This window comes from Burkholderia sp. Tr-20355 (genome assembly GCF_017104685.1).
Lineage (GTDB): Bacteria > Pseudomonadota > Gammaproteobacteria > Burkholderiales > Burkholderiaceae > Burkholderia > Burkholderia seminalis.
In genome coordinates this window covers 1-12,142 of sequence record NZ_JAAGPK010000203.1, presented here as the reverse complement: position 1 = coordinate 12,142, position 12,142 = coordinate 1, and the positions used below count along the sequence as shown (strand labels likewise).

Annotated in this window: 11 protein-coding genes and 1 pseudogene; 2 read left to right on the top strand and 10 right to left on the bottom strand. The window is 66.9% G+C overall.

What is annotated here, in order from left to right:
- Both G3N62_RS31015 and pxpA read left to right on the top strand, forming a co-directional pair.
- Window positions 1–464: pseudogene (locus G3N62_RS31015) on the top strand (allophanate hydrolase); the annotation flags it as partial.
- Between the two features lie 56 nt (window positions 465–520).
- Entirely contained in the window at window positions 521–1,285 is a 765-nt protein-coding gene (gene pxpA / locus G3N62_RS31010) for a 5-oxoprolinase subunit PxpA (RefSeq protein ID WP_034190296.1), read from the top strand.
- 545 nt (window positions 1,286–1,830) lie between these two features.
- On the opposite strand, the gene G3N62_RS31005 is transcribed toward pxpA, so the two are convergent.
- The 10 genes from G3N62_RS31005 to G3N62_RS30960 all read right to left on the bottom strand — a co-directional run bounded on the left by G3N62_RS31005 (window position 1,831) and on the right by G3N62_RS30960 (window position 12,031).
- The gene (locus G3N62_RS31005; protein ID WP_034190295.1) at window positions 1,831–2,976 is read right to left on the bottom strand and encodes a TraB/GumN family protein; all 1,146 of its coding nucleotides are present in this window, start codon (window positions 2,974–2,976) and stop codon (window positions 1,831–1,833) included.
- The gene (locus G3N62_RS31000) at window positions 2,969–3,982 is read right to left on the bottom strand and encodes a peptide ABC transporter ATP-binding protein (protein WP_034190294.1); all 1,014 of its coding nucleotides are present in this window, start codon (window positions 3,980–3,982) and stop codon (window positions 2,969–2,971) included. Before G3N62_RS31000 ends, G3N62_RS31005 begins: the two co-directional genes overlap by 8 nt.
- On the bottom strand, window positions 3,979–4,974 hold the full coding sequence (locus G3N62_RS30995) for an ABC transporter ATP-binding protein (protein WP_175029089.1): 996 nt from the start codon (window positions 4,972–4,974) through the stop codon (window positions 3,979–3,981). The genes G3N62_RS31000 and G3N62_RS30995 overlap by 4 nt, the downstream gene beginning before the upstream one ends.
- A 2-nt stretch (window positions 4,975–4,976) precedes the next feature.
- A complete protein-coding gene (locus G3N62_RS30990; RefSeq protein ID WP_034190292.1) occupies window positions 4,977–5,894 on the bottom strand; it encodes an ABC transporter permease subunit in 918 nt (305 codons plus the stop codon).
- A gap of 4 nt (window positions 5,895–5,898) precedes the next feature.
- Window positions 5,899–6,909 (bottom strand): ABC transporter permease subunit, encoded by a 1,011-nt coding sequence (locus G3N62_RS30985; protein ID WP_034190291.1) that lies wholly within the window; start codon window positions 6,907–6,909, stop codon window positions 5,899–5,901.
- A gap of 110 nt (window positions 6,910–7,019) precedes the next feature.
- On the bottom strand, window positions 7,020–8,648 hold the full coding sequence (locus tag G3N62_RS30980; RefSeq protein ID WP_034190290.1) for an ABC transporter substrate-binding protein: 1,629 nt from the start codon (window positions 8,646–8,648) through the stop codon (window positions 7,020–7,022).
- Window positions 8,649–8,715: 67 nt separating this feature from the next.
- The gene (locus G3N62_RS30975) at window positions 8,716–8,904 is read right to left on the bottom strand and encodes a hypothetical protein (protein WP_124670510.1); all 189 of its coding nucleotides are present in this window, start codon (window positions 8,902–8,904) and stop codon (window positions 8,716–8,718) included.
- 69 nt (window positions 8,905–8,973) lie between these two features.
- Window positions 8,974–10,281: an MFS transporter gene (locus G3N62_RS30970; RefSeq protein ID WP_034190289.1), complete on the bottom strand. Its 1,308-nt coding sequence runs from the start codon at window positions 10,279–10,281 to the stop codon at window positions 8,974–8,976.
- Between the two features lie 191 nt (window positions 10,282–10,472).
- Window positions 10,473–10,784, bottom strand: a complete 312-nt coding sequence (locus tag G3N62_RS30965) for a high-potential iron-sulfur protein (protein WP_021163765.1) — start codon at window positions 10,782–10,784, stop codon at window positions 10,473–10,475.
- A 137-nt stretch (window positions 10,785–10,921) separates the two neighbouring features.
- Entirely contained in the window at window positions 10,922–12,031 is a 1,110-nt protein-coding gene (locus G3N62_RS30960; RefSeq protein WP_124670509.1) for an NAD(P)/FAD-dependent oxidoreductase, read from the bottom strand.
- Window positions 12,032–12,142: the final 111 nt, after the last annotated feature.

Sequence of the window (12,142 nt, the reverse complement as noted above, 5' to 3'; positions counted from 1 at the left end):
CGCCGTGGGCGATGCCCGTGCGCGTGCTGCCGGGCCCCGACTACGCCTCGTTCGCGGCCGATTCGCAGCAGGCGTTCTGGGACGAGGAATGGCTCGTCACCGCGAACAGCAACCGGATGGGCTATCGCCTCGCGGGCGCCGAGCTCGTGCGCGAGCAGCCGGTCGAGCTGCTGTCGCACGCGGTGCTGCCCGGTACGATCCAGGTGCCGCCGAACGGCCAGCCGATCGTGCTGATGCACGACGCGCAGACCACCGGCGGCTACCCGAAGATCGGCACGGTGATCCGCGCCGATCTGTGGAAACTCGCACAGGCGCGGCTCAACCTGCCGATCCGCTTCGTGCGCACGACCCCCGACGCCGCGCGCGCCGCCCTCGCCGCGGAACGTGCCTATCTGCGGCAGATCGACGTGGCGATCGACATGCGAGAAGAAGCGCGCCGCCGCGCCCAATCGCGCGCAGCGTGACCCTGGCGGAAGCAGTAACGAAAGACGCGCCACGCCATCAGTGGACGAGGAACATCATGGAAATCGATCTGAATGCCGATCTCGGCGAAGGATGCGGATCCGACGAGGCGCTGCTCGACCTCGTCACGTCGGCGAACATCGCATGCGGCTGGCATGCGGGCGGCGCGAACGCGATGCGCGACTGCGTGCGCTGGGCCGTGCAGAAAGGCGTGTCGATCGGCGCGCACCCGAGCTTTCACGATCCGGAGAATTTCGGCCGCAAGGAAATGCAGCTGCCGGCCGGCGACATCTACGCGGGCGTGCTGTACCAGCTCGGCGCGCTGTCGGCGATCGCGCAGGCCGAAGGCGGGCGCATCGCGCACGTGAAACCGCACGGCGCGCTGTACAACCAGGCCGCGCGCGACCCGATGATCGCCGATGCGGTGGTGTCCGCGATCCACGACTTCGATCCGTCGCTCGCGGTGTTCGGGCTCGCGAACAGCGTGTTCGTCGCGGCCGCGCGGCATGCGGGGCTTGCCGCGGTGGAAGAAGTGTTCGCCGACCGCGGCTACCGCGCGGACGGCTCGCTCGTGCCGCGCAGCCAGCCCGGCGCGTTGATCGACGATGAGGACGCGGTGCTCGCGCGCACGCTCGACATGGTGCGCAACCGGCAGGTGCGTGCCTTGAGCGGCGAATGGGTGCCGCTCAACGCGCAGACCGTCTGCCTGCACGGCGACGGGCCGCATGCGCTGGCGTTCGCGAAACGGATTCGCGCGGCGCTGGAGGCTGCCGGCGTCGACGTGGTGGCCCCCGGCGCGCTGCAGGCCGACGAAGGCGCGTAACGCGCATCGTCATCTCGGCCGCCCAAAAGAAAAAAGCGCCCTCGTGGCGCTTTTCCGTTGGCGCAATCGCTGCGGCTTCGCCGTCTGTCGATTCGCCCCCCGAAACCGTCTTTCGACGGGACCGGAAAAATATTCCGGATTAAAAAACGTCCGCCGCCGCCCGATCACTGCCTTCCCCGGTCAGACGACGGAGCGTCGCTTATCCGCAAGTCGGCCTGCATGTATTGTTGTTGTCCGACGATGATTGGCCCCGCCGTACATGCAGACACTTCCGCGGCCGACACGTGTGCACCACGTGCCGGCAACGCGCTCACCCCGCGCTTTGTTTTCTGCTACCCCGTAGAACTTTTTCTATTCTTTTCAATTTTTCAACTTGTGGATCGAAGAATAGATATTGGCGGAACGGGATGTCAATCGTTTGAAACGCTATTTTCCGACGAATCGAGGGTTTTCCTTATCGAATCGCGTGTACAAACAAGCGTTTGACGTGGCCCGAACGACGTCGATCAAACAGGGGAGGATCGGTTCGGGCGCGACGGCGGCGATCAGTTCGCGTCGACCCTGTAACCTTGTTGACGCAACAATTCGAGCACGCCGCGCGGGCCGCCCAGATGCAGCGCGCCGATCGCGACGAACAGCGGCCGGTTCGGCGCGGCGATTGCAGTCATCCGTGCAACGAAGCGCCGGTTGCGCTCGTACACGATCTTGTTGTCGATCGACGCCGACAGCACCTTCGAACGCGCGAGCCGCTCGCTCTTCGCGACGGCCCACGCGGAGATCGCGTCGGCGTCTCCAATTCGCCACAGCCGGTGCAGCGCCTTGATGTCGTCGGCGTTCTGCGCGGGTGTCTGCACCATGTCCTGCGCGAGCATCTCGCGCTGCTCGGCCAGCGTCAGCCCGGTGAACGCGCGCATCTGTTCGGCGAGCGTCTCGAGCCCGATCACGCGGCCGCCCTTCTTCTTCAGGAACACGTTCTGCAGCTGGGCCTCGGTGCCGTATTCGGTCTGCAGGCCGGCCGACAGCGAATCGTAGGTCTCGACGACGAGCGCCGCGAGCCACGGCCGCATCTTGCGGATCTCGGCGAGCGCGGCCGGGTTGCCGCGCAGGCGTGCCGCGAGCCGCTGCCACAACGGCTCGGGCAGCAGGCGTTGCAGGCACGGGTAGCGGCACACGCCGTACTTCGACACGTCGTCCTGCGATTCGAGCAGATCGTCGGGCGACAGTTCGAGCGCAAGCGTCGGCGACGCGGCGAGCGCCGCCAGGATGCGCGGCCGGAACGGCTGCGCGCTCGGGTAATCGGACGGGTCGCCGGTATGCAGCGTGCCGAGCACGTACAGCGTGACGTTACCCTTGGTCGCGACGTAGAACGGCATGCGCGCGGGCTGCACGCGCACGGTGCCGCGCGACACCGTGCCGTCCGATACGGACGGCGCGTGGAAGCCCGGCAGGCTCATGCCGGGCGGCGGGACTTGCGACGGATGGATCGGTGACGTGGCCGGCGCGCGCCCTTCGGCGCGCGCGGATTCGACGGGAACCACGAGGCTGGCCGCCACGCACGCGCCGGCCAGCGCCGCGCCCGTGACGGTACGCACGCTCCAGCGCCGCGCGTCGCGGTACGCGCGCATCACGCGCGCCCCGCTTGCCCCCGCACGGCGCACGCCGGACACGCGCGCCGCCAACGCTTCAGGCATTCGCCTCCCCTACCTCCTCGGCGCGATGGCAGGCTACCTGCCGGCCGTCGACCTCGCGCAGCTTCGGCTCCTCCGCGCGGCACCGCTCGACCGCATACGGGCAGCGCTGGTGGAACGCGCAGCCCGACGGCGGATTGAGCGGCGACGGCAGTTCGCCCTGCAGCTTGATTTGCACGCGGCGGTCTTCCTCGAAGATCGCCGGCGTCGCCGACATCAGCGCCCGCGTGTACGGGTGGCGCGGCCGCGCGTAGATCGTCGCCTTGTCGCCGAGCTCGGCGACGCTGCCGAAGTACATCACCATCACGTCGTCCGCGACGTGCTCGACCACCGACAGGTTGTGCGAGATGAACACGTAGCTCGTCTTGAACTGCTCCTGCAGGTCCATGAACAGGTTCAGGATCTGCGCCTGGATCGACACGTCGAGCGCGGACACCGGCTCGTCGGCGACGACGATGCGCGGATCGAGGATCATCGCGCGCGCGATCGCGACACGCTGGCGCTGGCCGCCCGAGAACATGTGCGGATAGCGCTTCGCGTGTTCGGGCCGCAGGCCGACCGTGCGCATGATCTGCGCGATGCGTGCGGCACGCTCGGCAGCCGTCAGGTTCGCGTTGATCTCGAGCGGCTCGGACAGCGTCTGCTCGACGGTCTTGCGCGGATTCAGCGATGCGAACGGGTTCTGGAACACCATCTGCACGCGGCGGCGCAGCTCGGCGATCGTGTCGCGGCTCGCGCCGGCGACATTCTTGCCGTCGATCGTCAGGCTGCCCGACGTGGGCGTCTCGATCATCGTGAGCTGGCGCGCGAGCGTCGACTTCCCGCAGCCCGACTCGCCGACGACGGCGAGCGTCTTGCCGCGTTTCAGCGAGAACGACACGCCGTTCAGCGCCTTCACCGTGCCCTGCCCGAACATCCCGCGCTTCACCGAATAGTGCTTCGCGAGGCCGTCGGCCACCAGGACGTCCTCGTCGGGCGACGCGTGGCGCGTATCTTGGACTGCATTCATCGTGCGCCTCCCGTCAGGTCGAGGTTGGAAACATTGAGCGGCTTGATGCAGCGCGCGCGCATCGCATCGTTGCCCGGCACCAGCGTGTCGAGCGCCGGCCGCGCCTTGCGGCAATCGTCGACGACGTACTTGCAGCGCGGCGCGAACAGGCACCCGGACGGGCGATCGTCGCGGCCCGGCACCATGCCCGGCAATGCGGCAAGGCGACGCGCCCCCTGATTGTGCTCGGGAATCGCGGCGAGCAGCGCTTCGGTGTACGGATGATGCGGCGCACGGAAGATGTCGGGCACGCTGTTGGTCTCGATGATCTCGCCCGCGTACATCACCGCGACGCGCTGCGCGACCTCCGACACCACGGCCAGGTCGTGCGAGATCAGCACGAGCGCCATCCCGCGCTCCTTCTGCAGCTTCACGAGCAGATCCATGATCTGCGCCTGGATCGTCACGTCGAGCGCGGTGGTCGGCTCGTCGGCGATCAGGAGCTTCGGGTTGCATGCGACGGCCATCGCGATCATCACGCGCTGGTTCATCCCGCCCGACATCTGGTGCGGGAACGACGCGATGCGGTTCTTCGCGTCGGGAATGCCGACCTGGTCGAGCAGTTCGAGCGCGCGCCGGTTCAGCGCGTCGCCGCGCAGCCCTTCGTGCAGCTTCAGCACCTCCTTGATCTGGTAGCCGACCGTGTAGCTCGGGTTCAGGCTCGTCAGCGCGTCCTGGAACACCATCGCGATGTCCTTGCCGACGATCTTGCGGCGCGCCTTCGGCGACGCCTTCAGCAGGTCGACGCCGTTGAACGTGACCTCGTCGGCCGTCACCTTGCCCGGCGCGTCGATCAGGCCCATCAGCGCCATCATCGTCACGCTCTTGCCCGAGCCCGATTCGCCGACGACGCCCACCACCTCGCCCGGCGCGATCGACAGGTTGATCCGGTCGACGGCAGGCAGGCCGTTGAAATTCACCGCGAGATTGCGGATGGTCAGAAGAGTGCTCATGGTCATGCCATCCGTTTCAGTTTGGGGTCGAGCGCGTCGCGCAGCCCGTCGCCGAGCAGGTTGATCGCGAGCACCGAAATCAGGATCGACAGGCCCGGCATCGTCACGATCCACCACGCGTTGTCGATGTAGTCGCGCGCGGAGGCCAGCATCGCGCCCCACTCGGCGGTCGGCGGCTGCACGCCGAGGCCGAGGAAGCCGAGCGCGGCCGCGTCGAGGATCGCCGACGAGAAGCCGAGCGTCGCCTGCACGATCAGCGGCGCCGTGCAGTTGGGCAGCACCTGCGAGAACATCAGGCGCAGCGTGCCGGCACCGGCCACGCGCGACGCCGTCACGTATTCCTTCTGCAGCTCGCCGAGCGCCGATGCGCGCGTGAGGCGCACGTAGGCCGGCAGCGCGACGATCGCGATCGCGAACATCGTGTTGGTGAGGCCCGGGCCGATGATCGCGACGACCGCGACCGCGAGCAGCAGCGACGGCAGCGCGAGCAGCACGTCCATGATGCGCATCACGGGCGTGTCGGCCCACTTCTGGAAGAACGCGGCGACGAGCCCGAGCACGATGCCCGGGATCAGTGCGAGCACGACCGACACGAAGCCGATCCAGAACGACATCCGCGCGCCGAACATCAGCCGCGAAAGGATGTCGCGGCCCGCTTCGTCGGTGCCGAGGATGAATTGCCAGTTGCCGCCGGCGAGCCACGCGGGCGGGATCTTCACGTAGTCGCGGTATTGTTCGACCGGGCTGTGCGGCGCGATCAGCGGCGCGAGCAGCGCGACGAGGATCAGCACGATCACGACGATGCCGGCGCCGACGGCGCCGCGGTTGCGCGAGAAGTTGGCCCAGAACTCGCGCAGCGCGAGCGCACGGCCGCCGGCCGGCGCGGATTCGGTCGGCAGGGTATTTTGCAGATTGCTCATGGAATTACCTCGTGTGGCGGATGCGCGGATTCAGCACGCCGTACAGCAGGTCGACGACCAGGTTCACGACGATCACGAGCGTCGCGATCAACAGGATGCCGCCCTGGACGACCGGATAGTCGCGGCGGCCGATCGCATCGATCAGCCACTTGCCGACACCGGGCCACGAAAAGAGCGTCTCGGTCAGCACCGCGCCCGCGAGCAGCGTGCCGATCTGCAGGCCGATCACGGTGACGACCGGGATCAGCGCGTTGCGCAGCGCATGCACGACGACCACGCGCACGGGCGACAGCCCCTTCGCGCGTGCGGTGCGGATGTAATCCTCGCGCAGCACTTCGAGCATCGACGAGCGCGTCATCCGCGCGATCACCGCGAGCGGGATCGTGCCGAGCACGATCGCGGGCAGGATCAGGTGGCTGACCGCCGACTTGAACGAGCCTTCGTCCGGCGCGAGCAGCGCGTCGATCAGCATGAAGCCCGTCGGATGCGGGAAATCGTATTCGACGGCGATGCGCCCCGACACGGGCGTCCAGCCGAGGTACGACGAAAAGACCATGATGAGGATCAGCCCCCACCAGAAGATCGGCATCGAGTAACCGGTGAGCGCGGTCCCCATCACGCCGTGGTCGATCACCGAGCCGCGCCGCAGCGCGGCGATCACGCCGGCCGGCAGCCCGACCGCGAGCGCGAACACGAGCGCGCACAGCGACAGCTCGACGGTCGCCGGGAAGCGCGCGAAGAATTCGCCCGCGACGCTCGTGTTGGTGATGATCGACGTGCCGAGGTCGCCATGCAGCGCCCGGCCGATGTAGTGGATGTACTGCATGGGCAGCGGCTGGTCGAGCCCGAGGCGTTTCATCGCCTCCGCATGCATCGCGGGATCGACGCCACGCTCGCCCATCATCACTTCGATGGGGTCGCCCGGTATCAGGTGAATCAGCGCAAACGCCAGGATGGTGATGCCGATGAAGGTCGGGATCACCATGCCCACGCGGCGCAACACGAATCTGAACATGATGCGTCTCGTATTTTCTTGTGGGAAATGTGCGACCGGCGACGGGAAGCTTTTGGCCTCCCGCCGCCGGATGAGTTAGCCGGTCTTCGCGACAGCTTACGACAGGCGCGTTACTTCACGCTAACACCGTCGAAGCGGGCATAGCCGAGCGGTTCGATACGCATGTCGACCACGTTCTTGCGCACCGGCTGGTAGACCGTCGAGTTCGCGATCGGCGAGAACGGCAGCTGTTGCGCGAAGATCTGCTGGGCCTGCGTGTAGAGCTTCGTCCGGGCGTCCTGGCCCGTCGTCGTGCGGCCCTTCTGGACCAGCTCGTCGAACGGCTTGTAGCACCAGTGCGAGAAGTTGTTGCCCTTGATCGCCTCGCAGCCGAGCAGCGTGCCGAGCCAGTTGTCCGGATCGCCGTTGTCGCCCGTCCAGCCGATCAGCATCGTATCCTGCTCGCCCGTGTGCGCGCGCTTGATGTACTCGCCCCACTCGTACGTGACGATCTTCGCCTTCACGCCGATCTTCGCCCAGTCGGCCTGGATCATCTCGGCCATCAGGCGGGCGTTCGGGTTGTACGCGCGCTGCACGGGCATCGCCCACAGCGTGATCTCGAAACCGTTCGGGAAACCTGCCTTCGCGAGCAGCGCCTTCGCCTTCGCGGTGTCGTAGGCGGCCATCTTCAGGTTCTTGTCGTACGACCATTGGGTCGGCGGCATCGGCGCGGTCGCGGCCTGGCCGGCGCCCTGGTAGACGGACTCGAGGATCGCCTTCTTGTTGATCGCCATGTCGAGCGCCTGACGCACTTCGAGCTTGTCGACCGGCTTGTGCTCGACGTTGTACGCGAGGTAGCCGAGGTTGAAGCCGGCCTGCGACGGCATGTCGACGTTCGCGTCGGCCTTCAGCGTCGCGATGTCGGCCGGACGCGGATAGCTCATCACCTGGCATTCGTTGCGCTTGATCTTCTGCACGCGCACGCCCGGATCCGGCGTGATCGAGAAGATCAGCTTCGACAGCTTCACTTCGCCCTTCTTCCAGTAATCAGGATTGCCGTCGAAACGGATCGTCGCGTCCTTCGTGTAGCTGCGGAAGATGAACGGGCCCGTGCCGATCGGCTTCTGGTTGATGTCGGCGGCCTTGCCGGCCTTCATCAGCTGGTCGCCGTATTCGGCCGACAGGATCGACGCGAATTCCATCGCCATGTTCTGGATGAACGGCGCATTCGGCTCGGCCAGCGTGAACTTCACGGTGTACGGATCGACCTTCTCGACCTTCGTGATCAGCTTGTCGAGGCCCATGTCGGTGAAGTACGGGAACGACACCGGGTACGCCTTGCGGAACGCCTGGTTCGGATCGAGCATGCGCTCGAACGTGAACAGCACGTCGTCCGCGTTGAATTCGCGCGTCGGCTTGAAGAAGTCGGTCGTGTGGAACTTCACGCCGTGGCGCAGATGGAACGTATACACCTTGCCGTCGGACGACACGTCCCACTTCTCGGCAAGGCCCGGCTCGACCTTCGTGCCGCCGCGCTCGAATTCGACGAGACGGTTGTAGACGGTGAACGTGGCGGCGGTGAAATCGACGCCGGTCGTGAATTGCGCGGAATCGAAACCCGCCGGGCTGCCTTCTGAGCAGTAGACGAGCGTTTTGTTCGGGATCTGTGCGAATGCAGAGCCCGCGACGCCGAGCGATGCCGCTGCCACGCCTGCAATGGCTGTAACACGCAGGGTGTGCAACAGACGGTTGTATTCCATGTTTCCTCCAGGTCTCCAGATCGGAACCGTTCCCGCCAGGGTCCGGCGTACGCGGATATTACTTGAGCTAGCGATGCTGCAACAAGCTGGAGAAAAAACTCTTCTCGACGCCCTTGCGCGGGTTTTTGCCGATGTTTCGCCCCCGCGGGAAATGCGAGAACGCGCGCGAACGGCAGTTCCGTTCATCCGGCGCAAGTTTTGTTCGACAACTAAACAATTCGGGCGCGAACGCATGGGGGGCGGCGGCTGTTTTCATCGTTTTGCCACCCGTCCATCATTGCGTTTTGCGAAACGATCCGATGACCGTCCTCGATCCGTCATGCGATCACGCCGGCGCATCGAGGTCGGCGCTGCGCGCGGGCACGAACGCGACCGCGACGATCGACAGCGCGATGCCGGCCATCACGTAGTAGGTCGGCGCGAGCGGCGTGCCCGTGACCTTGATCAGCCACGTGACGATGAACTGCCCGAAGCCGCCGAACAGCATCACCGCGACGTTGTATGCGATCGACAGCCCGGTCGAGCGCACGTTGGCCGGGAACAGCTCGGCGATCATCGCGCCGAACGGCCCGTAGTAGCCCGCGAGCGTCACCGACAGCACGGCCTGCACCGCGATCAGCCGCCCGATGCTCGGCGCCGCGTCGAGCCACGCGAACAGCGGATACATCAGCGCGAGCGTCAGCACCAGCGACCACAGCGACAGCCCCTTGCGGCCGATGCGGTCGGACCATGCGCCCGCGACCGGCGACAACACCATCAGCAGCAGGTTGCCGACGATCACCGCGTAGAACGATTCCGCGTACGGCAGCTTCAGCTGCTTCACCGCGAAGGTCGGCAGATAGCTGATCAGCACGTAGATCGTCACCGTCAGCGCGATCACCGAGCCGAGCCCGCACAGCACCTCGCGCGGGTGGCGCGTGAACACTTCGCCGAGCGTCGCGCGGCGCGCGCTCTGCTGCGCATGCAGGAACGCCTCGGAATCGGCGAGATGGCGGCGGATGTAGAAGCCGATCGGGCCGATCAGGAGCCCGAGAACGAACGGCACGCGCCAGCCCCAGCTGCGCAGCGCGTCGTGCGACAGCCCGCGCGTGACGGCCGCGCCGACAAGCGCGCCGATCAGCAGCGCGGCCGCCTGGCTCGCCATCTGCCAGCTGCCGTAGAAGCCGCGTTTCGAGAACGGCGCGGCTTCGATCAGCAGCGCCGTCGCGCTGCCGAATTCGCCGCCCGCGGAAAAGCCCTGCAGCAGCCGGCCGAGCACGATCAGGATCGGGCCGCCGATGCCGATCGCCGCATAGGGCGGCGCGATCGCGAGCAGGAAGATGCCGGCGGTCATCAGCAGGATCACGAGCGACAGCGCGGCCTTGCGGCCCGCGCGATCCGCGTACAGCCCGAACACGATGCCGCCGATCGGGCGCATGAAGAACGCGACGCCGAACGTCGCGGTGGTGAGGAGCAGCGACGAGTATTCGCTGGAGGTCGGGAAGAACAGCTCGGCGATCACGACGGTCATGAAGCCGAACACCGTGAAGTCGTACCACTCGAGCGCGTTGCCGATCACGGCGGCGGCCACCGCGCGGCGGTTCAGCGCACGCTCGGGCCGCACCGTTTTGGTTGAATTCGCAATCGTCGCCATGCGTGTGTCGTCCTCGTGAATTCACCGTATCGGGCGGCGCGTCGCGCGGGTGGGCCGCGGCGCGCAGGTTTGCAGCGAGTGTAGAAAGCGACGGAACCGTTTTCAAGCAATAAAAAACGCCCGCCATCGTTCGACGGCGGGCGTTGTGCGGTTTTCGCCACAATGCGGCATCGCACGATGCCGCACGGGCCTCAACCCATCTTCGAGAAGGCGCTGCACCAGCCCTTCGCCGACACCTGCTTGCCGGGGAAGGCGCCGCACGGGCCCGAAGCCGAGCCCTTCTTGCCCTGGTACAGCATGCAGGCCGCGCAATCCTGGCCCGCGGCGTATTTCGGGTACTTCGTCTTGTCGACCTTGGTGGCATCGGCCTTGTAGCCGAGCGCCACGGCGGTCGGATCCGTCTCCGACAGCATCGGCGCATCGGCCAGCGCTTCGCGCGACAGCGCCAGCGCGGACACGGCACCAATGCTCGTAATCAGGAAACTCCGACGGGATGTTTTCATGGGGGACTCGCTCCAACGTTATCGATTTGAAAGCTGTTCTGGCGACAGCCGTTCGACAGAATAACGCTCAAGCGAATAAATGTGCGCGCCGAAATTCCGGAGATAAGGGATTTCACACTGCCGTCACGCGCGCCGCGTCAACGGCGGGCGGTCATCTCTCCCACACGCTGCGCGAGCGCGAGCGACGCGGTGAGCCCCGGCGACTCGATGCCGAACAGGTTCACGAGCCCGCGCACGCCATGCTGCGCGGCGCCCTGCACGATGAAATCGGCCGGCGGCTCGCCGGGCCCCGCGAGCTTCGGCCGGATGCCCGCGTACGCCGGCTGCAGCGCGCCGTCGGGCAGGCCCGGCCAGAACGCGCGGATCGACGCGTAGAACGCGCCCGCACGCGCCGGATCGACTTCGTAGCGCAGCGAATCACACCACTCGACGTCCGGGCCGAAGCGCGCCTGCCCGCCGAGATCGAGCGTCAGGTGCACGCCGAGCCCCGCGCGATCGGGCATCGGGTAGATCAGGTGCGAGAACGGCGCGCGGCCCGACAGGCTGAAGTAATTGCCGCGCGCGAGATAGAGCGGCGGCACCCAGCGCGGGTCGAGCCCGTGCGTGCGGCGCGCGAGCGCCTGCGCGCCGAGCCCCGCGCTGTTGATCACGCATGCGGCCTCGATCTCGGTCGGTGCGTCGCCGCCCGTGCGCACGACGAAGCGCCCGCCGCGCAGCACGTCGATCGATTCGACCGGGGATTTCAACACGTACATCGCGCCGTCGCGCTGCGCGTCGCCGAGCAGCGCGAGCATCAGCTGGTGGCTGTCGACGATGCCCGTCGACGGCGAGAACAGCGCCTCCACGCATTCGAGCGCGGGCTCGAGCGTCTGCGCCTCGGCACGCGTGAGCGGCAGCAGGTCGAGCACGCCGTTTTCGACCGCGCGCGCGGCGATCGCCTTCAGCTGCTTCACCTGCGCGGCGCTCGTCGCGACGAGCAGCTTGCCCGCACGCCGGTGCGGCACGTGATGCGTTTCGCAGAATTCGTACAGCATGTCGCGGCCATGCACGCACGACGTCGCCTTCAGCGACCCGCGCGCGTAATAGAGCCCCGCGTGGATCACTTCGCTGTTGCGCGAACTCGTGCCCGTGCCGATCGCGTCGGCCGCCTCGAGTACGATCGTTTCACGCCCGCGCGCGGCCAGTTCCCGCGCGATCGCCAGACCGACGACGCCCGCGCCGATCACGACACAATCCATCTGCTCCATGACATTTCGCGCCGCTAACGCGTCGAAGGGGGAGAAGAGAATTGTACGTCCCGGTTCATTCGCTTGCCGAACCCGGTTGCATCGCGTCGCGACGGGGCCGCCGGCGGGGCA